Source organism: Actinopolymorpha pittospori (genome assembly GCF_014873875.1).
In the GTDB taxonomy this organism is placed as follows: Bacteria; Actinomycetota; Actinomycetes; order Propionibacteriales; family Actinopolymorphaceae; genus Actinopolymorpha; species Actinopolymorpha pittospori.
On sequence record NZ_JADBEM010000001.1, the window covers coordinates 2,255,970 to 2,279,560 of the forward strand.

General features: G+C 69.4%; 23 protein-coding genes. 17 read left to right on the plus strand and 6 right to left on the minus strand.

The window, feature by feature from the left end; all coding sequences use genetic code 11:
- Positions 1–31: 31 nt before the first annotated feature.
- Positions 32–1,132, minus strand: coding sequence for a L,D-transpeptidase (locus HEB94_RS10605; protein ID WP_202896258.1), 1,101 nt, complete (start codon positions 1,130–1,132; stop codon positions 32–34).
- 399 nt (positions 1,133–1,531) lie between these two features.
- On the opposite strand from HEB94_RS10605, the gene HEB94_RS10610 reads away from it, so the two are divergent.
- Positions 1,532–2,443, plus strand: a complete 912-nt coding sequence (locus HEB94_RS10610; RefSeq protein WP_192749736.1) for a sulfotransferase domain-containing protein — start codon at positions 1,532–1,534, stop codon at positions 2,441–2,443.
- 79 nt (positions 2,444–2,522) lie between these two features.
- Here the strand turns inward: HEB94_RS10610 and HEB94_RS10615 are convergent, their stop codons facing one another.
- Positions 2,523–3,125, minus strand: a complete 603-nt coding sequence (locus tag HEB94_RS10615) for a DNA-3-methyladenine glycosylase I (RefSeq protein ID WP_337917593.1) — start codon at positions 3,123–3,125, stop codon at positions 2,523–2,525.
- 146 nt (positions 3,126–3,271) lie between these two features.
- Here HEB94_RS10615 and HEB94_RS10620 point away from each other — a divergent pair, with 146 nt between their 5' ends.
- Positions 3,272–3,775 carry a GNAT family N-acetyltransferase gene (locus HEB94_RS10620; protein ID WP_192749737.1) on the plus strand — a complete coding sequence of 168 codons (504 nt, stop codon included), beginning with the start codon at positions 3,272–3,274 and terminating at the stop codon, positions 3,773–3,775.
- A gap of 66 nt (positions 3,776–3,841) precedes the next feature.
- On the opposite strand, the gene HEB94_RS10625 is transcribed toward HEB94_RS10620, so the two are convergent.
- Complete coding sequence (locus HEB94_RS10625; protein ID WP_202896259.1) at positions 3,842–4,729, minus strand: alpha/beta fold hydrolase; 888 nt, start codon at positions 4,727–4,729, stop codon at positions 3,842–3,844.
- A 112-nt stretch (positions 4,730–4,841) separates the two neighbouring features.
- Between HEB94_RS10625 and HEB94_RS10630 the strand changes: the two genes are divergently transcribed.
- Complete coding sequence (locus HEB94_RS10630) at positions 4,842–5,450, plus strand: TetR family transcriptional regulator C-terminal domain-containing protein (RefSeq protein ID WP_192749739.1); 609 nt, start codon at positions 4,842–4,844, stop codon at positions 5,448–5,450.
- A gap of 16 nt (positions 5,451–5,466) precedes the next feature.
- Here HEB94_RS10630 and HEB94_RS10635 read toward each other — a convergent pair whose 3' ends face one another.
- Positions 5,467–5,925, minus strand: a complete 459-nt coding sequence (locus tag HEB94_RS10635; RefSeq protein ID WP_192749740.1) for a DUF4231 domain-containing protein — start codon at positions 5,923–5,925, stop codon at positions 5,467–5,469.
- Between the two features lie 175 nt (positions 5,926–6,100).
- On the opposite strand from HEB94_RS10635, the gene HEB94_RS10640 reads away from it, so the two are divergent.
- From HEB94_RS10640 to HEB94_RS10655, 4 genes are all read left to right on the plus strand, one after another.
- Complete coding sequence (locus tag HEB94_RS10640) at positions 6,101–7,549, plus strand: alkaline phosphatase PhoX (RefSeq protein ID WP_192749741.1); 1,449 nt, start codon at positions 6,101–6,103, stop codon at positions 7,547–7,549.
- 131 nt (positions 7,550–7,680) lie between these two features.
- Entirely contained in the window at positions 7,681–8,730 is a 1,050-nt protein-coding gene (locus HEB94_RS10645) for an RNA polymerase subunit sigma-70 (protein ID WP_192749742.1), read from the plus strand.
- A 77-nt stretch (positions 8,731–8,807) separates the two neighbouring features.
- Positions 8,808–9,464: a GntR family transcriptional regulator gene (locus HEB94_RS10650; protein WP_192749743.1), complete on the plus strand. Its 657-nt coding sequence runs from the start codon at positions 8,808–8,810 to the stop codon at positions 9,462–9,464.
- A gap of 34 nt (positions 9,465–9,498) precedes the next feature.
- A complete protein-coding gene (locus tag HEB94_RS10655) occupies positions 9,499–10,743 on the plus strand; it encodes an MFS transporter (protein WP_202896260.1) in 1,245 nt (414 codons plus the stop codon).
- 20 nt (positions 10,744–10,763) lie between these two features.
- Here the strand turns inward: HEB94_RS10655 and HEB94_RS10660 are convergent, their stop codons facing one another.
- Positions 10,764–11,291, minus strand: a complete 528-nt coding sequence (locus HEB94_RS10660; RefSeq protein WP_192749744.1) for a COG4315 family predicted lipoprotein — start codon at positions 11,289–11,291, stop codon at positions 10,764–10,766.
- Positions 11,292–11,580: 289 nt separating this feature from the next.
- Between HEB94_RS10660 and HEB94_RS10665 the strand changes: the two genes are divergently transcribed.
- Entirely contained in the window at positions 11,581–12,060 is a 480-nt protein-coding gene (locus HEB94_RS10665) for a DUF2231 domain-containing protein (RefSeq protein WP_192749745.1), read from the plus strand.
- 45 nt (positions 12,061–12,105) lie between these two features.
- Here HEB94_RS10665 and HEB94_RS10670 read toward each other — a convergent pair whose 3' ends face one another.
- Entirely contained in the window at positions 12,106–13,359 is a 1,254-nt protein-coding gene (locus HEB94_RS10670; RefSeq protein ID WP_238361484.1) for a GntR family transcriptional regulator, read from the minus strand.
- Positions 13,360–13,579: 220 nt separating this feature from the next.
- On the opposite strand from HEB94_RS10670, the gene HEB94_RS10675 reads away from it, so the two are divergent.
- From HEB94_RS10675 to HEB94_RS10715, 9 genes are all read left to right on the plus strand, one after another.
- Positions 13,580–16,201, plus strand: coding sequence for a right-handed parallel beta-helix repeat-containing protein (locus HEB94_RS10675; RefSeq protein WP_192749746.1), 2,622 nt, complete (start codon positions 13,580–13,582; stop codon positions 16,199–16,201).
- A 201-nt stretch (positions 16,202–16,402) separates the two neighbouring features.
- Entirely contained in the window at positions 16,403–17,050 is a 648-nt protein-coding gene (locus HEB94_RS10680; protein ID WP_337917594.1) for a TetR/AcrR family transcriptional regulator, read from the plus strand.
- A gap of 59 nt (positions 17,051–17,109) precedes the next feature.
- Positions 17,110–17,928, plus strand: coding sequence for a class I SAM-dependent methyltransferase (locus HEB94_RS10685; protein WP_192749747.1), 819 nt, complete (start codon positions 17,110–17,112; stop codon positions 17,926–17,928).
- Positions 17,929–17,966: 38 nt separating this feature from the next.
- Positions 17,967–18,680, plus strand: a complete 714-nt coding sequence (locus HEB94_RS10690) for a tyrosine-protein phosphatase (protein WP_192749748.1) — start codon at positions 17,967–17,969, stop codon at positions 18,678–18,680.
- Between the two features lie 97 nt (positions 18,681–18,777).
- Positions 18,778–19,338 (plus strand): GrpB family protein, encoded by a 561-nt coding sequence (locus HEB94_RS10695; RefSeq protein WP_192749749.1) that lies wholly within the window; start codon positions 18,778–18,780, stop codon positions 19,336–19,338.
- 40 nt (positions 19,339–19,378) lie between these two features.
- Entirely contained in the window at positions 19,379–19,648 is a 270-nt protein-coding gene (locus tag HEB94_RS10700; RefSeq protein ID WP_192749750.1) for a DUF7683 domain-containing protein, read from the plus strand.
- Between the two features lie 125 nt (positions 19,649–19,773).
- Positions 19,774–21,747, plus strand: a complete 1,974-nt coding sequence (locus HEB94_RS10705) for a glycoside hydrolase family 43 protein (protein WP_192749751.1) — start codon at positions 19,774–19,776, stop codon at positions 21,745–21,747.
- Positions 21,748–21,831: 84 nt separating this feature from the next.
- Positions 21,832–22,785: a GNAT family N-acetyltransferase gene (locus HEB94_RS10710; protein WP_192749752.1), complete on the plus strand. Its 954-nt coding sequence runs from the start codon at positions 21,832–21,834 to the stop codon at positions 22,783–22,785.
- 310 nt (positions 22,786–23,095) lie between these two features.
- The gene (locus HEB94_RS10715; RefSeq protein WP_192749753.1) at positions 23,096–23,518 is read left to right on the plus strand and encodes an SRPBCC family protein; all 423 of its coding nucleotides are present in this window, start codon (positions 23,096–23,098) and stop codon (positions 23,516–23,518) included.
- The last annotated feature ends 73 nt before the right edge of the window (positions 23,519–23,591 follow it).

The window sequence follows — 23,591 nt, forward strand, 5'->3', positions numbered from 1 at the left end:
CCCGTGTGGTCCCGTCTGGTGGAACGGTCGGTCAGCCCAGGGCGCTGCCCGCTCGCCAGTCGGTCCAGGACAGGTTCCAGTCCCCGTAGCCGTTGTTGAGCTCCATCGGATCCCCGTCGGGGTTGACGAACTCCACCGGGTCACCGATGTGGGAGACGCTGTACAGCCACGCGGAGTTGTCGGTGCTCATACCCACGCAGCCGTGGCTGACGTTGGAGTTGCCCTGCGCGCCGGTCGACCAGTACGCGGTGTGCATGAACTCACCGCTCACGGTCACCCGCATGGCCCACCTGGCGGTGAGCGCATAGCTTTCCGCCGCGCCGATCATGTCGTTGGTGAACAGGTAGTTCTCCCGCTTGTCGAGGATCACCTTCGTACCGCTGCGGGTTTCCCAGCCGGGCTTCCCGCCGGTGACCGGAATCGTCTTGGCGAGCTTCCCGTCGATGAAGGTGCGGGAATGGTGGTCGACCAGGTTAACCTTGGTGACCACGGAGTTCGTGATCGAGAAGTTCTGCTCGATGTTGCCGACACCCCAGGTGTCCGGGCCGGCATTCACCTTGTCCAGATTGGCGTTGATGGTGACCCTGCTGTGTGCCGGCCAGTATGTCTTCGGCCGATAGCGGACCTCCTTGGAGTCGATCCAGCGCCACGCGCCCTGAATCGGCTTGGAGGACTTCACCTCGAGTCGCTTCTCCACCGCGGCCCGGTTGCGCACCGGCTTGTCGAACTTCACCGCGACCGGCATTCCCACACCGACGCTGCTGCCTTCCTCCGGTGTGACGTGCGCGCCGAGTACCTTCGGCGGCACCCCGGTGCTGAACGTGTTCACCCTCGCCGATGTCTGGCCGTCCCGGTTGACGGCCTCGGCCTCGACGCGGTAGACGAGCGTCGGGATGAGCGAGTCGGTGGCCGTCCACACCGTGCGGTTGGCGTTCCAGGTGCCCCTCAGCCGTTCGCCGGTGGCGGCGGACACGCTGACCTTCGCGAGCGTCCCGCCGGTCGCCACGACCTTGACGGGAGCGTGCAGGCCCACGGCCACGGCGTTGTCTGTCGGTGCAACCGCGATCCGGGCCGGCGGCGCCGGGCCGCTCTCACCGGACTGGCCTTTGGAGCCGGTACAGCTCGCCACCATTGCGGTGCACAACGCGATCGCGAGTAATCCGAATATCTGCGCCGTTTGTCCGTGGCGCCCTCGTCGTCTCATCTCGACCCCCTGTGTCGGCGGCCACTGGCGAGGCCTTTCCGTGAACCCCTTCGAAAGGGTCTCGTCGCTGAGAGGATGCATTGCCCATGGGGGATGCACTTCCCTTGGGAAGGGAGCACGGATCTGTGCCACAGAAATATTACCCAACCGACAGGGTCCGCGACGCTCGGTGAGTAATTTCGTCGTACGCACGAAGGCATTTCGCGCCGGACGCAGGACTGGTCCGTATTCGCGAGGGGGAAACGTCCCTTGTGCGCCAGGTGAATGTAGGCGGACGAGTAACGCAGTTTTCTTCAAGTGGGGCAAGTCGGACGCTACGCTCTGCCGGTGCCACACAGCCCTGTTCGCTACCAATCCGCCGACGAGGACAGTGCCCGCTGGGAAGGCTTTCCCTTCCGGTCGGGCGACATCGTGATCAGCACCCGCTCCAAGAGCGGCACGACGTGGATGCAGATGATCTGCGCGCTGCTCGTCTTCCAGACTCCGAACCCACCGGCGAAGCTTTCGGAACTCTCGCCCTGGCTGGACTGGCTGGTCGTCTCGCGCGATGCGGTGTATGCCCGCCTGGCCGCCCAGGAGCACCGGCGTTTCATCAAGACCCACACCCCGCTGGACGGGATACCGCTGGACGAGCGGGCCACCTACATCGTCGTGGCCAGGCACCCGCTCGACACGGCGGTGTCCCTCTACCACCAAGGCGACAACCTCGACCGCGGCCGGCTTCGCGAGCTGATCGGCCAGCCCGAACCCGAACCCCACAAGCCGCCCGCGCCGCGCCTCCCGCTCCGGGACTGGCTGCTGTCCTGGATCGACCGGCACGTGGATCCACGCGAGGAGATGGACTCCCTGCCCGGGGTGATGGCGCACCTGTCCGACGCGTGGGCCCGTCGCGGCGAGAAGAACGTCGTACTCGTGCACTACGGCGACCTGTCCGCCGACCTCGAGGGTGAGATGCGGCGACTCGCGAGCAGGCTCGGAATCACCGTGCCGGAGGAGGCCTGGCCGGCGCTGGTACGCGCTGCGACGTTCGAACAGATGCGGGCCAACGCCGACCAACTCGCCCCCGACCCCGCCGGCATCATGAAGGACCGGTCGGCCTTCTTCCGGCACGGGACGTCCGGCTCGGCGAGGGAACTGCTCCGCCCCGAGGAGGTCGCCCGCTACCACGCCCGCGTCGCACGGCTGGCGCCGTCGGACCTGCTGAGCTGGCTCCACCGCGAGCGGACCGGCGGCTCCTGACCCACCCGCGGGGGTGGTTCGCCGGCTCGGCGAACAGCGAACCGCTCCCGGGCCGGCGGGACTCATCGGCCGACGGGACTCAGGTTCCGGAGGTCTTGGCACGCCTTCTCGTGCGGGGACGGTGCGCTTTGGCCGGGCAGCTGTCGAGGTGATCGTCGATCACGCCGACGGCCTCCAGGAACGCGTAGATGATCGTCGTACCCACGAACGTGAAACCACGTCGCTTGAGGTCCTTGCTGACCCGGTCGGACAGGTCCGTTCTGGTCGGCAGGTGACCCATGGTGCTCGGGTGGTTGACGACCGGCGCCCCTCCGACCCACTGCCACAGGTAGGCGTCGAAGGACCCGAACTCCTCGCGGACGGCGATGAACGCGCGCGCGTTCTTGACGGTCGAGGCCACCTTCAGGCGGTTGCGGACGATGCCGGCGTCCTGCAGCAACGAGTCGAGCTTGGCCTGGTCGTACTTCGCGATCGTCGCGACGTCGAAGCCGTCCAGCGCCCGCCGGTAGTTGTCCCGCTTGGCGAGGACGGTCGACCAGGACAGGCCGGCCTGGGCGCCTTCGAGGAGCAGCATCTCGAACAGGTAGGCGTCGTCGTGGGACGGCACGCCCCACTCGGTGTCGTGGTAGGTGGCCATGGCCGGCGAACCGTTGGCCCATGCACATCGTTCGGCGGTGTTCACGGGCCGTCCTTCCGGTAGCGGAAACGCACTATTCGAGCGTACGTGCGGACTCCTGTTGCGCGGCTCCGGGGGTGCGCGCCAATGTTCGGAGGGCGGAGACAGGGCGTGGGGTGGGGGTCCGGGGGAGGTGCGGCAGGATGTGGCGTATGGCTGACGGTGATGAGCAGATTCGTGTTCGACCGGCGGTGGTGGACGACAACGCCGCGCTGTTGGCGATCGACAACACGGAGTGGACCCAGGGCTCAGGCTTCCCCTCGGTGATCGAGCAGGAGCGCACGACGTACTTCACCATCGACACTCCGCCGGGTGACCATCTGGTGGCGGAGTACCGCGGTGAGGTGGTCGGATACGTACGCCTCAAGCCGAAGACGCCGCTGCGGGAGGGTGTGCACGTGTTCGGCATCTTCGGCCTGGTCGTCACCAGGCGGGCCCGACGGCTGGGTGTCGCGTCGGCTCTGCTGGAGGCCGCGGCGCAGGAGGCGCGGGCCCGTGGCGGCCGCAAGCTCAGCCTGCACGTTCTGGGCAGCAACCCCGCCGCGCTGCGGCTCTACGAGCGGAACGGCTTCGTCACCGAAGGGCACTTTCGCGAGGAGTTCCTGATCGAAGGCGAGTACGTCGACGACATCACCGTGACCAGGTGGCTCAAGTGACGGCGCCCCGACGCGGGTGAGCCCGCGGGAGCGCCGCCTCGTGACCCGGCGCCGGAGGGGCGCCGGTCAGTCGTCGACGAAGCCGAGGATCCGCTCGTTGACCTGCTCCGGTTCCTCCAGGGTGAGACCGTGTCCGACGACCGGCATGACCTCCACCCGAGCGCTCGGCAGGAGCGCGTGAACCCTGGCACGGGCCCGCCGCGGGCGTAGCAGAGAGCTGCGCTCGGCGAGGAGGAAGTACGCCAGTGTGGCGATCGAGGCGAGTTCGTCGTCGCCCAGCCGCGGGGCCGCCGACCGGGTGAGCCGGAAGGTACGAGCGGCGAGCATGAGCGTCCGCTGCATGCCCGGTGGTGCGACCAGGGCCGGGTTGGCCATCCGGCGCGCCAGCCATGGACGCATCCGGCGGGGCGCGGCGAGTGCCGGGAGGCCGGCCAGCGCGTGCAGGTAGAACCGCGCGGGTACCTTCTCCAGCCCGCCAGGGTCGATCAGGGTGATCGTGGCCAACGTCTCGGGAGCGCGGATCGCCTGGTTGAGGGCGAGGTAGCCCCCGTAGGAGTGGCCGACGAGGTGGACTCGGTCGAGCCCCAGCCCGTCGAGCACCTGGGCCAGCCAGGCGGCGTAGTCGGCCGGTCCGTTGATCGCCGCCCGCTGCACGCTGCCGCCCGGATCATCGATCGTGTCGACGGCGTACACCGGATGGTCGCTGCCGAGGGTGCCGACCTGGAGGTACCAGTTCGACGCGTTGCCCGCGGATCCGTGCAGCAGGACGATCGGGTCGCCGTGGTCGGCGCCGCCGCGGTGGACGCGGGTCATACCGAACCCTGTCTCCACGTCGATCTCGCGCCGGGGGAGCGGCCACAGGTCGAGCGCCGCGTCGTACGCCTGCAGAAACTCGTCTCGCGCCGCCTCGCTGGTGAACTCGGCGATCCGCGTCCGCTCACTGGTAGCTGTCACCACTGCCTCCTCTGTCGCACCACTGCGTACCGGCCACTGCGTACCGACGTCGTGGTACATGCGTATCATAAAGGCGGGTCGACGGAAAAGGAGCCGACGGGAAGGGGCGGACGTGCCGAGGACCACCGACCATGACGAGCGCCGCACGCACCTCGTCAAGGCGCTCTTGCGTGTCGCCGGACCGCATGGCCTGCACGCGGTCACGATGCGGAACGTCGCGGCGGAGGCCGGCGTCTCCTTGCGCATCGTGCAGTACTACTTCGGCACCAAGGAGGAACTCCTGCACGCCGCCCTGCGACACCTCGGCGCGAGCGTCGCCGAACGCGTGGGGTCCTCACTCACAGCCGCCGGACCGGAGGGATCCGACCGCGACACCATCGAGGCCTGGCTGCTGGCCATGTTGCCGCTGGACGAGGCGAACCGGGACTCGTGGATCGTCTTCGCCGAGTACCACGCGCTCGCGTTGACGGATCCGGCCCTGGCCGCGATCCGCTACACCGACATGTCGAGCACCCTGGAGGAAGCGCTGGCCGGGCTGGTCGCCGCGGCACAGAAGGCGGGAACGGTGGCCCGCGGTCGGGATCCCCGAACCGAGGCCGCGATCCTCCTTGCGACGACCACCGGCCTCGGCGACAGCATCATGGCCGGTATGCGCGAGACGACCCAGGCCGTCACGATCCTGCGCTACCACCTCGACCGCCTGTTCGACCGGCCGACATGACGAAGGCGGAATCCCCTCAGGCGCCGGCGGCCGGTGACTTCCCGCCGCGCAGGGACTCCGTCCACGTGGCGTTCTCGTGGCTGCTGACCTCGACCACGCGTTCGGCGAGGAGCCCGTGTGGGTCGGCCGCCCCGGCGTAGTCGCCGGCGCGCTGGGCGAACAGCCAGGCCTCGTTGCGTAACCGCTCCGCCGCCACCCGGTAGGCCAGATAGCCCTCCTGAACGCGGAACAGGCTTCTCACGCCCTCGGCCAGAGCGATCAGCGCTCCCAGGATGGCGATCGTCCAGCGCGGACTGTCGAAGGCCGCCGACGACGCGATCACCACCGCGGCGGCCAACTGGACGAGGCTCAGACTCCAGTAGGCGAGGCGGGCAAGCCGAGCCTGCCGGGCGTACCAGCCGAACCTCCTGGTCGCCATCTGCTCCGCGGGTGAGTCCCGCAGGGTGGGGAAGTCCCGAAACTCGCCGGCACCCATGCGAAACCTCCCGTGCGAAGCCTCCCGGTGATCCAGGCCGTGTCGATCTTAGGGCCGGGCAGGGGCCAGTGTTCGTTCGCCGGTGTGGGGTGAGCGGTTGCGGGTTCATCGGCCCGCCACCCACCTCACGAAGCCTGGCAAGGCAACGTCGAGAGATTCGCCCCGGAGGTTCCTCGTGTCAGACTCCGCGAAACTGAGTCGCCGATCATTCGTCCTGGCCGGAGGTGCGGCCGCCGCGCTGTGTGTCGTCGATCCCACCGCACTGGCGGCCAACGCCAAGGCCGCCGGCACCCTTGATCCCGTCGACCTGATGGGTCCGCTCGGCCCGGTGCCCGACGCGCGGGACGGCGTACCTCGTCTCGTGCTGCCCAAGGGTTTCGGCTACCGCAGCTTCGGGATCGCGGGCACCACGTTGGACGACGGCAACATCTGCCCCTCCCAGCACGACGGGTCCGGCGTCTTCTCCCTCGGCGACGGGCACCTGCGGATGATCCGCAACCACGAGGTCGACGACGCCTCGATCGACGCCAAGCCCCTGGCCGGCGGCCACAACGCCTACGACAAGCGGGCCGGTGGTGGCACCACGACCGTCGACATGCGGGTCCACCGGGACGGCACGGTCGACGTGATCCGCGAGTTCGTGAGCCTCAACGGCACGCACACCAACTGCAGCGGCGGACGGACGCCGTGGGGTTCGTGGCTGTCGTGTGAGGAGACCATCGAGGACGACCGGCCGTTCGTGGTGAACGAGGAGAACGACGAGTTCCAGAACGGCTTCGAACGCCGGCACGGCTACGTCTTCGAGGTTCCCGCCACCGCCAACGGGCCGGTCGACCCGGTCCCGCTCGTCGCGATGGGCCGCTTCATCCACGAGGCGGTCGCCATCGACCCGTACAGCGGTGCCTGCTACATGACCGAGGACGCCGACCAGGCCGGCTTCTACCGGTTCGAGCCCGACCGCCCGGGGCACCTCGCCGAGGGTGGCGTGCTCCAGGCGCTGCGGGTGCGGAAGTCCCCGGGCATCGACCTGCGTGGCGGGGTCGCTCCCGGTTCGCGCTTCGAGGTCGACTGGGTGACCATCGAGGACCCCGACCCGCCGGCCGGTGAGACCTACGAGGACGCCGCCTACGGCGTCTACCGCCAGGGCGCCGCCCAGGGTGCCGCCACGTTCACCGGCCTCGAGGGCTGCACCTGGCAGGGCCGGGGCCGGACCCGTGGCAGCGCGGTGTTCGTGTCGACCGCGGGCGGCGCCGCCAAGTGCGGCCAGGTCTGGGCCTACCACCCCGACAACCGCGGGCACGGGAAGGCCGAGACCGGGGTCCTGGAGTTGCTGTACGAATCGCCCGGCATCGACGTCCTCAGCTACCCCGACGCCCTCACCGCCTCCAACCGCGGCTCGCTGGTGATCGCCGAGGACGGGCCCGGCACGGTGCTGCTGCGCGGCATCACGCCCCGCGGCGAGATCTTCCCCATCGCCCACGCCGTCGACATGGTGAACGACGTGACCGGCCCGACGTTCAGCCCGGACGGCAAGGTGCTGTTCTTCAACCTGATGGGCGAGGACCCGCCCTACGAGCCGGGCATGTCCTTCGCGGTCTGGGGACCCTGGCCGAAGTACACCTGAGGTCGACCGCCCATCTGAGGACGACCGGCCGGGTACGCCGCAGGGGGGAGCGGCGTGCCCGGGCGGCTCACGGCGGTCCGGCGGGCTCGGTCGAGGGACGTGGCTCCCGCGATGGGGCAGAATCGTCCCTCGTGAGCGAGTTCTCCGGCCGATCCGCGCAGTCCCCGGCTGCCGAGGATCCCGACCTGGCCCGGGCGCGCCAAGGCGATGGCGCCGCGTTCACCCGGCTCCTCGCCCCGTTACGTCGCGAACTCCACGCCCACTGTTACCGCATGCTCGGCTCCACCCACGACGCCGACGACGCCCTGCAGGACGGGATGTTGCGCGCGTGGCGAGGGCTCGCCCGCTTCGAGGGCCGTAGCTCCCTGCGCTCCTGGCTCTACACCGTGGTCACCCGTACCTGCCTGGACGCCCTGGAGACCCGCGACAAGCGGGCCATGCCGGTCGACCTCAGCCCCTCCAGCGACCGCGCCGTGGTGAGCGACGCTCCGCTGACCGACGTCGCCTGGCTCGGCCCGTACGCCGACGCCGGCCTGGCGGGAGGTCCCGCCGGACCGGACGCCCGCTACGAACAACGCGAAGCCGTCGAACTCGCCTTCGTCGCCGCACTGCAACACCTGCCGGGTAACCAGCGGGCGGCCCTGCTGCTGTTCGAGGTCCTCGGCTTCACGCCCGCCGAGATCGCCGCGACGATGAACACCTCCGTCGCCTCGGTCCACAGCGCCCTGCAGCGGGCCCGCGCGATCGCCGCTCAGCGGATCCCGTCCCCCACCCAGCAGCAGACGTTGCGCAAGATCGACGACGCGCGGGTCCGGGAGATCGTGGCCGACTACTCCTCCGCGCTCGAACGCGGCGACGCCGACGCCCTGGTGGCGCTGCTCACCGAGGACGTCACCTGGTCGATGCCGCCGCTGCCGGGCTGGTACCACGGCCTCGCGGCCGTCACCGACTTCGCCGTACGTGTCCCTCTGACCGGGTGCGGTTCCTGGCGGCACGTCCCGATCAGCGCGAACGGTCAGCCGGCGATCGCCGCCTACCTCCGACGCGACGAGGCCGCCTCGACCTACGACCGGTGGGCGATCAACGTGCTGACCCTGCGCGAGGAGCGGATCGTCGAGATCACGTCGTTCATCGGCTCCGAGCACTTCGAGCCCTTCGGGCTGCCGGTCTCGCTGACCTGAGCCCTCCGGCGCACGGACGCGCCTGAGGCCGGACGTCTCATGTATCTATGTTGTATCTATGAGCTAGGCTCGGCCTCATGCCTGCGACCTCCAGAGCCCAGGTGCCCGCCGCCGAGCGCGCCTACGTGCTCACCAAGAGCCTCATCCTCAGCGGGCAACTCCCCGGCGGAACGCTGATCAGCGAGGGCGAGATCGCCGAGCGGACCGAGCTGAGCCGCACGCCCGTCCGCGAGGCCTTCCTGCGCCTGCAGGCCGAGGACCTGCTGCGCCTCTTCCCCAAGCGCGGTGCCGTGGTCGTACCCGTGGCTCCCGGTGAGGCCGAGGACGTCCTGGAGTTGCGCGAGGCGCTGGAAGGCGCCGCCGTCCGCCGCATCGCGCGGCGCGAGGAGCCGCTGGACGACGTCGTTCCCGTCCTGGCCGGCTTGGTCGACGCGCAGCGCGAGCCCGCGCGGACCGGCGACGTGGTCACCTTCGCCGAGGCGGACACGGCGTTCCACCGGGGGATCGTGGCGGCGTCGGGCAACGCGCTCGCCGAGCGGATCTACGACACCCTCGCCGACCGCCAGCGCCGGATGGTCGTCCAGGCCGTCCGGCCCCGGCCGAACCTTCTGGACGTCCTCGTCGAGGAGCACACCGCCCTGCTGGACCGGATCGCCGCCCGGGACGCGGACGGATTCGCCGAGACCCTCCGGGCGCACCTCGACGCCACGCACCGCACCATGACCGGCCGCTGAGCACCCCGGCCTACCCGCAGGAGTGGCACCGCACGTGAGCATCACCCGACAGGCCCCGGTTCGTCGCGCCCAGGCCTCGGCGACCGGCCGGCCGTGGCTGCCCGTGGTGGCGGCGATGTTCTGCTGCGGATGGGGCGGCAACCAGTTCACGCCGTTGCTGCTGATGTATCGCCAGCAGGCCGGCTACTCCGAGGTCACGGTCGACGCGTTCCTCGCCGCCTACGTCCTCGGCCTCGTGCCCGGGCTGCTGGTGGCCGGACCCGCGTCGGACCGGTACGGCCGCAAGCCACTGTTGACAGCCGGAACCGCGTTGTCCCTGGCGGCCAGCGCTGTCCTGGCCGGCGGTGTCGCCGGAGCGCCCGCCATCTACGCAGGACGCCTCCTCGCGGGAGCGGCCGCCGGCGTCGCGATGGCCGTCGGCACCAGTTGGGCGAAGGAACTCTCCCAGCCGCCGTACGACCCCGCCGCCGACACCGGCTCGGGAGCGCGCCGCGCCTCCCTGGCACTCACCCTCGGCTTCGGGTTGGGAGCGGGCGTCGCCGGTGTCCTCGCCCAGTGGGGCCCCTGGCCGATGGTCACGCCCTACGTCGTCCACGTGCTGATCGTCGTACCCGCCCTGCTGGCTGTGGTCCGCGCCCCCGAGACCCGGCCACGGACACCGGAGGCCGCGGCGCGCAGCCTGTGGGCCGACCTCAGGATTCCCGCGGCCGGGCGGCGCAGGTTCGTCCGCGTGGTGGTTCCGATGGCCCCGTGGATCTTCGGCTCGGCCGGCGTCGCCTACGCCGTGACCCCCGAACTCGTACGGGACCGGCTGGGCCACCTGAGCCTCGGCTACGCCACCGGGCTGACCGTCCTCATGCTGGGCACCGGTGCGGTGGTCCAACCACTGGTCAGGCGGCTCGAATCCCGCTCACCCGCCCGTACCGGCGTGGGCGGCATGGTCCTGATGGCCTGCGGCATGGGTCTGTGCGCCGTCAACGCCGTCCTGCGTTCACCGCCGCTCGGAGCCGTCGGGGCGGTGGTGTTGGGCGGGGCGTACGGCGTCGTCGTGATCTCCGGCCTGCTGGAGATCCAGCGCATCGCCCGGCCGGACGACCTGGCCGGACTCACTGGCGTCTACTACGCCCTGGCCTACACGGGATTCCTGCTGCCCGCGGTCCTGGCGTCCGTGTCGGCCGTGCTGTCCTATCCGGTGATGCTCGCCATCCTCACCGGGCTCGCGGTGACGAGCCTGGCCCTCGTCGCTCGCGGCTCACGGCTTCCCGCAAGCGCCGATTGACGAGCCCGGGGACGGACGCTCTAACGCGGACTCGGCGAACTGGTAGCAACGGCGCCACTTGCGGTGGCGACGTGCCAGACCAGCCGCTCGCCGTGGCCTCCGTGGTCGACGAAGTTGTTACCGTGCACCTGTCCGGGGGCGTGGTCCTCGTCGAAGGTGTAGAGCGGTCGGCCGTTGCGGGCGAGCTGCCGCTTGTGGTCGGGTCGGGTCACCACGGTGAAGCGGCCCTTGATCCCGGGCAGGGTGGCCGGCACCGTGCTGGCCGTCACTGTCACCGGCGGCCATTCCTCCGCGCACTCGCCGGTGCAGACGATCCGGGCGGCACTGGTCTCGTGGTCGTTGGTGTAGAGCGCCATGCCCCGCGAATCCACGAGGATCGTTCCGACGCCCGCGACCTGGCGGGTCTTGATCGTGGGCACCCCCGGCGTCGAGGGCGCGGCCACAGGCTCTCCGCTGGTGTCGCTCGGAGAGTCGCATCCGGCGACCAGAAGCGCCAGTACGGCGGCCGTGGCCCCGAGGGCCTGGAGCGTTGATCTCGTCGACCTCATCGAGGTGTCCTTTCTCCGGGCAGCACCTGTCTCCGGCAGCACCAGCCGAGGCGGGCTGGAGAGGACGTACCCCCCGATCTTGGCGTTCAATCTGTGTCACCTGTCGGGCGGAAACACCCGCCCCAATTGCCGGACGCGGGATCGAAGGAGACGGAAACGCCGACTACGTGGCAGACACGAGGGAAAGATGGTCCGCAAGGCCGCCTTGCGGACGGCACGAACCAGCAGTTCGCCTTGCGTTGGTCCAGCCGGTGGGGCGGGCGTCGCCGGAGTGGGGGAGGGTTCTGTCATGTTGGGTCAGGCGTTCGGACTGCCCCTGCACGTGCTCGTCAACCACGCCGTCATCGTGTTCGTCCCGCTCACCGTGATCGCGGCCGTCGTCTTCGTCGTGCTACCGCCCTGGCGATGGGCGGTGCGCTGGCCGATGCTCGGCCTGGCCGTACTGAGCCTGGTGGCCGCGTTCTTCGCCTGGATGAGCGGACTGGCGTTCTTCACGGCACTGAACGACCCGCCGGTCGCGGTGGTGCACCGGCAGCGGGGCATCATCATGTGGTGGCTCGTGGTGGCCCTCTTCGTGATCACGCTCCTGGCCGCGTTGTTCATCGGTGGCCGCACCCGGATGGTCGGTGGTCACGACCGTAAGGGCGCCCCGAAGCTGGTACAGATCATCATCGGGATCCTGCTGGTGGTGGTCGCCGTCCTCGCCGGGATCCAGGTGATCCTGACCGGTGACGCGGGCGCCCGGGCGGTGTGGGGATCGCAGCAGTAGCTCGCCTACCGCGTACGACGTTCGGTGTTCGGTGTTCGGCGGGCCCTACGGCTTGCTCACCGTCCGCAGGTAGCCCGCCGCGGAGTCCCGGGAGCTCAAGGTGATCGGCAGCACGGTGTGCCGGGGCGGCCCGGGTTCGGCGGCGGAGATGCGTTTGGCCAGGAGCCGCATGGCCTCCCGGCCGAGCTCGCGCGAGGGCAGGACCGCCGCGACCGTGGTCAGCGGCAGCGGACCGAACGGGCCGGCGTTGTCCATGCCCGCGAGCTCGAGCTGGTCGGGTACCTCGACACCGAGCTGGACGAGGTTGTGCGCGGCGGCGGCCAGGACGAAGCCGCTGGCGCACAGCAACACCGTGGGCGCCTCCGGTCCTTCCAGGAGGCTGCTCAGCAGGGTCGGATGCGTACCGTCGACCTGACTCCAGTAGCGCCGTACGACGGTCAGCTCCGGCAGCACCGGCAACCCGTGGTCGCGCAGGCTCTGCTTGTGACCGGTGAGCCGGTCCTGCACGCTCGTACAGTCGGTCTCACTCCACAGGGTCGCGATGCGCTCGTGTCCACACTCGATGAGGTGGTTGGTGAGTTCGTAGCCGACCGCGAAGTGGTCCGGAACCACCGCGTCGGTGGCGAGCTCGGGCAGGAACCGGTCGACGAGGACGACCGGGAAGTCGCGGGCGCGGAGCTCGGCGTAGGCCTCGGTGTTGGCCCGGCCCTGGACGGGGTAGGCGACGATCCCGGCCGCGCCGGCAGCGACGGCCTCGCGGATCGCCTGCGCCTCACGCCGCGGTGAGCCGTGTGAGTCGGCGAGCAACATGCGATAGCCGAGCTCGGCGCACATCGACTCGATCCCGGCCACCACGCTCGTTCCGTGCGGGCCCTCCAGGCCGTGCACGACACAGCCGACGAGCGTGCCGGGCTCGCCGCGTGGTGGCGCCGGCCGCGTCGCCGCCGCGACCGGTAGGGGGCCGACGGCGGACGCCACCCGCGAGGCCGTCGCCGGCGTCGTGGTGAGGGGGCCCGCGGTGGCTGGTTCGGGTCGCTCGGCCACGAACGTTCCACGCCCCCGCCTGCGTACCAGGACGCCCTCGTTCACGAGGTCGTTCAGCGCGCGGATCGCGGTGGTGGTGCTGACGCCGTACCGCTCACACAGCTCCCGCTGGGTGATGAACGGCGCTCCGACGGTGTACTCGCGCCGCCGGATCGCCTCGCGCAGATCCTCCTTGATGCGGTGGTACAGCGGCGTGACCGTGTCGTGCTCCCTGCGCATCGGGGCGGGCTCCTCACGACGTCGCTCGGTCGTCATGACAACTCTCTTTACGCGTCAATGACGCCGGCCACCCACTATCTGTCCGGCATCCGCCATCTTTGACCCGATTTCTTGACGCATTAACACTCGATATTTAGGTTCGAGCAGCCTTCGCGAAGTCGGTACTTCCACCCGCAAGCCGAGATCGACGCCTGCCCGCGAGCCGCGTTCGAGGCCGCGCCCGGCGCCACCGCACCCTCTGCTGGAGGTCCCTTTCATGAGCTCACCCGTCGGCCGGCGCGCGTTCCTCCGCCACACCGGTCTGGCCACCGCCGGGGTGGCCGCGGCCGCCGCCGGCCTGCTGCCCGCCCGCCAGGCGAACGCCGAGGAGCAGCGAGTCCCCAACCTGCCGGCCTCCTTCTACGACCGGCCCGGCCTGGAAGGGATGCCGCGGATCGACTACGAGTCCATGCCGGTCGTGAACGTCCGTGACCACGGCGCGGCCGGAGACGGCCAGACGCCGGACGCGGCCGCGTTCCACCGGGCGGTCGACGCGTTGGACGCGCAGGGCGGCGGCGTGCTCTACGTCCCACCAGGTCACTACCTGTTCACCCCGCCGCCGGCCCCGACCCGGGAGTACTGGCGGCGGCAGTTGACCAACATCCATGTCGTCGGCGAGGGCGAGTCCTCGACCGTCGTGTTCGAGCAGCCGCGGATCGAGGGAGACACCTACCCGAACGTCGCAGGTTGGGCGCTGTGGGATTCGGTGAACATCTCGATCCGGGGGATGGCCTTCACCTGGAGCCCGTACCAGCTCAGCCGCAACTCCCATCCGCACTACTCGCTCACGCTCTCCCAACAGGACCGGGCGCAGTTCATCGGCGTCGTCCTCGACCAGGGCCAGCCCGGCCTGTGGATGAACCAGGGCAACGGCTACTGGGTCGTCGACTGCACGCTGCGCAACGTGTCCGCCGACGCGATCCACTTCGAAAGCTGCACGGACTCCGTCGCCGCGTACAACTACGTCGAGAACTGCTACGACGACTGTGTCGCCAACGTCACCAACACCCGCTCGACGCCCGACCCGTCGAACCTGACCGGCGTACGGCTGGTCCACAACACCGTCGTCTTCGTGCCCTGGGGGCGCGGCGTCACTCTCGGCGGCGCCGGGCAGATCACCGAGCACAACTGGGTCGAGTCCGTCGGCAACGCCGGCATCTTCTCCACCGTGGGCGGCTTCGCCGACTGGCCGGCCGCGCCGCTCTACGACTCCGTCGTCCGCGACAACACGGTGATCCGGGGCAACCTCGCCCAGCGCGAGGACAACGCGTACTACCGGTTCGGGACCGGCGGCTTCCAGGCCGGGCTCGCGCTCATCATGGAGATCCGCGGCCTCACCCTCGAACGCAACCGCATCTACGGTTCGCAGGTCCACGGCATGGCGTTCGGCATCCAGGGCTGGTACGGCATCTCGGGCAGCGACTTCGTCGTCAGGGACAACGACATCCAGGGCGCCACGGGGGGTGGCGTCCAGGTGACCAACAACAGCACGGTCGCGGGCCTGGACCTCGAACGCAACGCCATGCTCGGCACCACGACCGGCAGCGTTCTGGTCGACGGCGCGATGACCGGCGTCGACACGGCCGGCAACCAGGTCTCCCAGGCGCCGGTGGTGACAGGCTCGGTCGACGGTGACTTCGACGGCTTCACGGTCGTGGACACACCGCTGACCTACCGCGACGTCTACCAGGACTTCCGGCAGGCCGGAGACGAGACCGGCTGGGCAACCGCGCCCGCGCTGCCAGTGAAACTGCCCCGGCACACGGCGAACGTGCGCGCGTTCGGAGCCCGCGGCGACGGGCGTACCAACGACCTGCTGGCCTTCGAGCAGGCGCTGGCGAGCCTGCCCGCCGACGGCGGTGTGCTGCGGGTGCCGGCCGGGCGTTACCGGCTCGACCCGTTGCCCGATCACGACTCCTCCGCGTTCACCCGGATCAAGCATCACCTGCTCGTCTCGGGTCGCCGCAACGTTCACCTGCGGGGCGACGGCGCGGAGTCGGTGCTGTCGTTCGGCAGCGCCGACCACCAGGGTCTGCGCTTCCTGGACGTGTCCGACTGTTCGGTGAGCGGGCTTCGACTGGAGCTTCGCCAGCAACCGTCGGTGCGGCGCAACCGCGCCTTGCTGGAGTTCTCCGCCGCGCGGTCCTGTGTGGTGGATGACGTGACAGCCGTACGGTCGAGTGGTCCCGGCATCCGGATCGACTCCTCCCGGCTGGTGCGCGTCACCCAGTCGCGCGTCGAGGGCGCGGGCACGTACGGCATCGAGGTCGCCGCGAGCCGGCAAGTCCGGGTTGACGGCTGCCGGGTGTCCGACAGCCGGGACAACGCGATCGAGACGTCGTGGGTCGGCAGCATCCAGTGCGAGCCGCAGTACGTCCGGATCAGCGGCAACCGCGTGGACGGCACCCGCGAGGGCAGCGGAGTCGGCGTCGTCGGCGGCCAGCAGGTCGTGGTCGAGCGCAACGAGATCCGCGACACCTACCTGCCCGGCGTCTACCTCTACGAACGGTGCTCGAACTTTCCACCGAAGCGGATCGAGATCACCGGGAACCGATTGTCGGCCACCAACACTGGGCGACTCACCTACGTACGTGGGGCGATCTCACTCGACGGCCTGTCGGAGGGGCGGACCAGCGGTGACATCGCGATCGCCGACAACACCGTCGACGGCACGACGTTCGCCGGGGTCTGGGTCGGCGGGATCACCCCGATCAGCTCGACCTACAGCGTGCTCGACCGGCTCGAGGTCACCGGCAACACCTTCCGCCGGGTCGGGACCGTAGGCGTCGACATCGATGACGATCAGCGCACGCACATCGGCGAACTCGTCCTCGCGTAGTCGCGGCGCGCATCGACAGAAGAATCCGAAGAGGTCGCCCGCTTCCGGGCGGCCTCTTCGGCATTGATCGCATCGCCGTCGCTCACCGTCGCCCCCTGAACCTCAACCCTCGCCCCTGGCTCCTGGAGGCCTGGCTACACATGTGTGTAGTGTCTTACTCGTTCGAGTAGTGAGCTGGACGTGTGGGTAGGTGGGTGTGCAGTGACGACGATCAACCCCGATCCCGAGGACCTCACCGCGCGGGCCCGGATCCGGGACGCGGCGATGCGGCACTTCGGTGAGCACGGCTTCGACCGGTCGACGATCCGCGGCATCGCCGAGACGGCCGGCGTGTCCTCCGGGCTGGTCCGGCACCACTTCGGCTCCAAGCAGGCGCTGCGGGAGGCGTGCGACGAGTACCTGGTCAGGGTGCTCCGCGGGATCAACGAGCGGGCCCGGTCCGACGCGACGGCCGGTGACGTCAACTACGTGGCCCTCGGCCGGACGACGCTGGGGCCCTACCAGCCCTACCTCGCGCGCGCCCTGGCCGAAGGTGGCGCGGGCCAACTCTTCGACGGGTTGGTCGACATGGGTGCGCTGTGGCTCGCCGAGGCCGACAAGAGTCGTCCGGACCCGCCCGACGTCGACGCCCGGACCCGCGCGGCGGTGGTCACCGCGATGGCCCTGTCCGTCACCGTCCTGCACCAGCACCTGTCCAGGGCCATGGGCGTGGACCTCTCCAGTCCGGAGGGTGACCAGTTGCTCGCCCGGACGCTGATCGACCTCCACTCGCATCCGCTGCTCAGCCTGGAGGACGCCGCCACCCTTCGCGCCGGCCTGGACCGGATCCGAACCCAACCAGCGGGCTGACCGTCGCCGACGAACCAGCCCCGCGACGTCCTGTCTGGACGGCAGACCCGGAGGATCCCATGGACAAGCTTCCGATCCATTTCACGGACGTACGATTCACCGCACTCCTGCAGCTGTACCTTCGATGGTTGGACAGCAAGGAACGGCACCCGATTCTCGGCGATCCCTGGGCGGAGCAGGTCGTCAACCGCCTGGACTTCGACTTCTCCGGCTTCAAGTCCGCCGATCTCGGGCGTTACAACGTCGGCCCCAGGTCCCGGATCATGGACCGGTGGGTCACGGAGTTCCTGGCGAACAACCCGGATGCGGTCGTCGTGGACCTCGGGTGTGGGTTCGACAGCCGGGTCTTCCGGGTGAACCCAGCGCCTGATCATCACTGGTACGACGTGGACTTCCCGGACGTCAACGAGATCGCGCGCCAGCTCTACCCCGAACGCGCCGGGCACACCAGGATCGGTGCATCGGTTCTCGATCCGGACTGGCTCTCCAAGATCCCAGGAGAGAGACCCGTCGCGGTCGTCGTCGATGGTCTGTTCATGTTCCTCGCCGAGGAGGAGGTGCGGCGCGTCTTCCAGCAGATCCTCGACCATTTCCCGAGCGGGGAGTTCGGCTTCAACACGTACTCCTCGGTCTTGAAGGAGCGCAGCCGCAAACGGCCGGGACCCATCTTCGGGAAGTATGGCGTGACGCTCACCTGGGCCCTCGACGACGAGCGAGCAGTGGAGAAGTTCGACCCCCGCCTGCACTATGTGGAGGAGGAGATGCTGGGCCCGTCCTGGTTCGCGCACGCTCCGCTGCACATTCGCGCGATGTTCGCCGTGCTGGGCGCGATTCCAAGCGCGAGGAACAGCACCCGGATACTCAGGTATCGATTCTGACGACGACCGCCACGCCGGCGGGAACGGAGCAGATCCTGGTGACGACCCAACTCGCCTGGGCCGACTGTCTCAACGCCCGCGACCTCGGCGGCCTGCCCACGTCCGACGGCCGCCGGATCAGGCCGGGCGCCCTGATCCGCTCGGACAACCTCACCCGGCTGACCGAGGCGGGTGTCGCCGCCGTACGCCAGGCCAGCGTGAGTCGGATCGTCGACGTCCGAACTACGGATGAGTGCGCGCGGTACCCGTCTCCGTTCGCGACCGATCCCCTCTACGTCAACATGCCGCTGGAGCGCGAGGGCGAGGGCGCCCCCTGGGATCCCACCTGGACCCTCGACCAGGCCTACGTGGCGATGCTGGACCGCGGACCCGACCTGATCGCCGCCGCGGTCGGTGCGATCGCCGATGCACCGCCAGGTGCCGTCGTCGTGCACTGTCATGCCGGCAAGGACCGCGCGGGAAACATCGTCGCTCTGGCCCTCCGTGTCGCGGGGGTGCCCCCGGAGACCGTCGCCGGGGACTACGCCGTCGTGGACCCTCGGATGCGCGACCACTTCGCCGACCAGCTCGTCCTCGTCGACGATCCGGCGGAGCGAGACCAGTTGGCCGAGTCCTTCACCGCTCGACCGGAGACGATGCTCGCCACGCTGCGACACCTTGACGACAGGTACGGCGGCGTGGAGACCTACCTCCGTCAAGGCGGCCTTACCGCAGCGCAGTTCGACGCGTTGCGGAACCGCCTCCTCGACTAGCGGAGACGACCACGCGTGCAGCGACGAACTCTGACACGTCGACCTCGGATCGGTTACTGGCTTGACCGTGGCCGGGGCAGTGGTGAAGGTGTACGCCATGGATGCTGCCCACACTGACGAGCGAGTCCAGATCGTCGCCTACCGAGACACCTGGCCGGGCACGTTCGCGGTCCTCGGGTCCAGGCTGCGCGGTGGGCTTGGTGATGTCGCCCTGCGCATCGATCACATCGGCTCGACGTCGGTGCCCGGTCTGGCCGCCAAGCCGGTCATCGACATCCAGATCTCCGTCGCGGAGTTCGAGCCGGTCGACTCCTTCCGAGGGCCCCTGCGCGAGTTGGGTTTCGAGCACCGGGTGGACAACCCTGATCGGACGAAGCGGTACTTCCGGGAGGCGCCGGGCCAGCGACGGACCCACATCCACGTCCGACGATCGGGCAGTTTCTCCCAGCAGTACGCGCTGCTCTTCCGGGACTACCTTCGCGCGCATGCGGACGCGGCGAAGGAGTACGCCGACGTCAAGCGGCAGTGCGCGGCCGAGCACAGCCACGACCGGGAGGCCTACGTCGAGGCGAAGGCGTTCTTCGTGTGGGAACTCATCCGCCGCGCCGACGGATGGGCGCAACGCATCGGCTGGCAGCCAGGACCCTCAGACGCCTGACCCCGGCGCCTGACCACAGCGCCGACGGTCCGCCGGGCCGATGGACCGCGATTCCGAGCACGGGCAGGAGATCATGGCAGTCGTTCGTGAGATCGTCGGCTTCGGCGAGGATGACGCCCTCGTCTTCTCCCAGGAGTTCCCGGAGGAGAAGATGAAGGAACTGCGACCGCTGTTCGACCATGGCGACGACGAACAGATGTATGCGGGCTCCTACGAAGTGACCGCCGGCAACCGCGACCGGGTCGCCGCCATCCTCGGGATCGACCTCCGGCCGGACGTCGACTACTGCATCGAAGCATCCGAGACGTAGACCGGCGGACCGTGGCCGGTCACGGACCTCGGTGTTGCTCTCTCCTCGCGGGCGGACGACCTTCATCCAAGAGCCCGACAGTCGTTGCCCCACGGGACGTTCGCCGCGAGGAGAGGTCGATGAGGATGAGCAGCACCACGCGCGTGTGCGGTCTGGTGACCGCGCTGCTCCTGGCCGCGCTGACCGCCGCGTTCGCTCCCAGCGCCGCGAACGCCGACCAGCCGGCCCCGGCCGCCGAGCCGGCCTCAGGAGTGCAAGCCATGACCTACGACTCGTTCCGGCCCGGTCAACCGTGGCTGGACGACCAGGGCCGAACCATCCAGGCGCACGGCGGGCAGGTCGTCGTCTCGAAGGACGCGGCCGGCGAGACCCTCTACTACTGGTACGGCGAGGACCGCAGCAACGGGTACTCCGACAGCCCCGGCATCCACGTCTACTCCTCCCGCGATCTCTACAACTGGAAGGACGAGGGGCTCGCGCTGCGGTCCATGCAGTCCCCGGACCAGTTCACGACCGACCCGTACTTCAGTGAGCTCTACGCCGGCTACGACGACACGCAGAAGCAGGCGGTCTATCGCGACCTCGGAACCCGGCGCGTCAGCCCCGACGTCACCCCGGCGATCCTGGAACGTCCGAAGGTCATCTACAACGCGCGGACGCACACGTGGGTGATGTGGGTGCACGCGGACGGTCCGTCGGAGACGTCGAACGCGCAGTACGCCAAGGCGCGGGCCGGTGTGGCGGTCTCGGACTCACCGATGGGGCCGTTCCGCTGGATCGACAGTTATCGGCTGCACGTCGCGCCTGCGGGCGAGCCGAACTACCAACCGGACAACCCGGGCATGGCCCGCGACATGAACCTCTTCGTCGACGACGACGGGACCGCGTACATCATCTACTCCAGCGAGGAGAACTACTCGCTGTTCATCTCGAAGCTGAACGACGACTACACCTACCTCGCGACTCCTCCTGAGAGCGCCGTCAAGGGTGTCGACTTCATCCGGCCCTACATCGGTGCGCACCGCGAGGCGCCCGCGATCTTCAAGTTCGCCGGTACGTACTACCTCATCACCTCCGGCGCCACTGGCTGGGATCCGAACCCGGCCAGCTACGCGACCGCGACGTCCATCCTCGGTGAGTGGACCGACCATGGAAACCCGACCAGCGGACCTGGTGCCGACACCACGTACTCCTCGCAGAGCACCTCGGTCGTTCCGGTCGACCCGGCCAACGGCAGGTTCGTCTTCATGGGTGACCGCTGGACTCCGGACACCCTCGGTGCCTCGCCGTACGTCTGGCTTCCGATCCGGTTCGGCGAGGGTGACTCGATGGCTGTCGACTGGCGGGACGCGTGGACGCTCGACGACCTCACGCCGCAACAGCGTTACACCGTCGACGCCGCGATGCCGGACTTCGTCTGGCTCGGCGACAGCCGGAAGCTTCCCCGCCGGGTCAAGGTGACCCGAAACGGCGTCACCACCGTCTCCGGGGTCAGTTGGGACACGAGCACCCTCGGCCAGCCGGGCCCGGCGTCGGTCACGGGCACGCTCCACACCGGCGGCCAGACGTTCACCCGCACGGTCCTGGTCGTTCCGCACGGCCTCAGGTACGTCGTCAACGCGGGCGAACAGGCCACGCCCGACTGGCTCAGGACCATGGCGGTCGCGGGGGAGGAGGGCACGGTCCTCAACTCCGTTCCCGAGCAGCCGCTTGGCGCCGACCCGTCGACCGGTGCCACGTGGGGCTATGTCAGCGAGGGGAGCAAGGCGAAGGAGACGACGGACGGGGACCTCTACACCACCCTGCGGTACGCCGTCAGCCACCGCGACCTGTCCTACCACTTCTCGGATCTGGATCCGGATCGCACCTACACGGTCCACGTCGGCTACTACGACCCGTGGCCCTGGGCCAACCGTGCCGCCCGCGTCAGCATCAACGGCACGGTCGTCGACCAGCAGCGGCTCTTCACCAGCCAGTACACCTCGGGCGCGTACGCCGGCATCAGGTCGACCTCCGACGGCGAGCTCACGCTCACCCTCACACCCACCCGCAGCCCCGACATCCAGGTGAGCTGGGTCATGATCTCCCAGACCGGCTAGGAAACGACCTAGGACACGACCTGGTGCCCTGGCCCGCGGAAAACGGGTCGACGGAGTTGCCGGGTCCTGCCACTGTGACGCTCCATGACGAACTTCGAGCTCGTGACCGCTGCGGACGTGCAGCTCATGCAGGGTCTGGCGCAGCGTGTCACCGCCACCCGCCCGGACCTGATCAGCGCCGGCGCGTCGTACGGGGAGCTGGCCTGGATCTGGGGCAGGGGGCACTCTGCCTACGGCACGAGCTGGCAGCGTCGGTTGTGGTTCTCCGGTGACGATCTGGTGGCGTGGGGATGGGCCCATCTTCCGCACCAGGTGAGGCAGAGCGACGGGTCGGTGAAAGAGGTCGCCGACGCGACTCTGACCTATCAGGTCCACCCCGACCACGCCGGACTGGTCGACGAAGTGATCGACTGGTACGACGGTGCGGCGGTCGGTCTCGATCGCACGGTGTGCCCGACGGACGCCGAGGAGTTCGCCCTGAAGCGATGGGCGGCGCACGGGTATGAGACCGACCCGTCCTCACTCGGCGACACGGGGTACTGGACCCAGCTCAACGAGCGGGACCTCACCGACGTCGAACAGCCGGTCCTGCCAGCCGGATTCCGGTTCCGCACCGCAGAGGAGGCCGGGCCGAAGGCCGCGGTCCAGGCCCAGGTGGACGCCTGGGCCCCTTCGTCGTACACGGCCGAGAGCTACGAGGGCGTCCGGCAGACGGCGGGGTATCGCGGCGACCTGCACATCCTGGTGGAGGCGCCGGACGGAACGATGGCGTCCTCGACGATCATGTGGCTCGACGAAGCGAACAAGACTGTTGAGTTCGAGCCGGTCGGGACACATCCGGACTACCTGCGTCTGGGGCTGGCAAGGGCGATGCTCCTGCACGGGATGCATCTCGCGCGGGCGGCCGGGGCCACGCATGCGACGGTCGTCTGCCTGGGTGCGCCGGGGCATCCCAAGGCGCGCGGGCTGTACTACGGCGTCGGGTTCCGGGAGCTCTCGCGGGACGCGCCGCTCATCAAGACCAAGGCCGCGGGCTGAGGACTGGTCGTTCGGGTGCTCGCTGTCAGGCCACGCTTGCTCGGGTGACGACCTGACAGCGACGCCTTGACGTAGGCGGGTGACGTAGGCGGGTGTTGTCGGCGTGGCGGTTGCCAGACGTCGGCCGTTTCGCGATTTTGGTGATGCCGGACTCCGGTGTCCTCCACCATGGTCACGGACACGGAATTAGGCCCCCTGGCTTCGCGTACGCCCTCGTCCAACGGGAGGAGAATCCCCGGTGGGCTTGGCTGAACGCGGAACGAACGACCCGTAGCAGCCCCGACCGGGGGCGCGGCAAGAGGAGATTCCCATGACCGACATCGACGGTTACCCCTACACGCTGACCCGGACCTTCGACGTACCCGCCGACGTGGTGTGGGAGGCGTGGACCACCCCTGACCAGTACGCCGAGTGGGCCAACGCGGTTCCCGGCTCCGTCGAGATGGACGTGCGCCCGGGCGGCGTTTGGAAGGCCGTCATGGTCACCCCCGAGGGAGACTTTCCGCTCACCGGCTCCTACCTCGAGGTCGAGGTGAACGAGCGACTGGTGACCGGCATGGACATCCCCGGCCGGCCTGAGCCCGCGACCATGGAGATGGAGCTCGAGGAGCGCGGCGAACAGACCCGTCTCGTGCTCACCCAGGTCTGCGACTCCGCGGAGGAGCGCGACATGGCCGAGGAGGGCAGCAACATGCTGCTCGACGGCCTGAGCGACTTCCTCGCTGACTCCTGACGCCGGTCGGCGTCACGACGCGTGGAGGCCCCAGGGAGTCCGCAGGGGCCTCCACGCGGGAACGTCGCGGGCC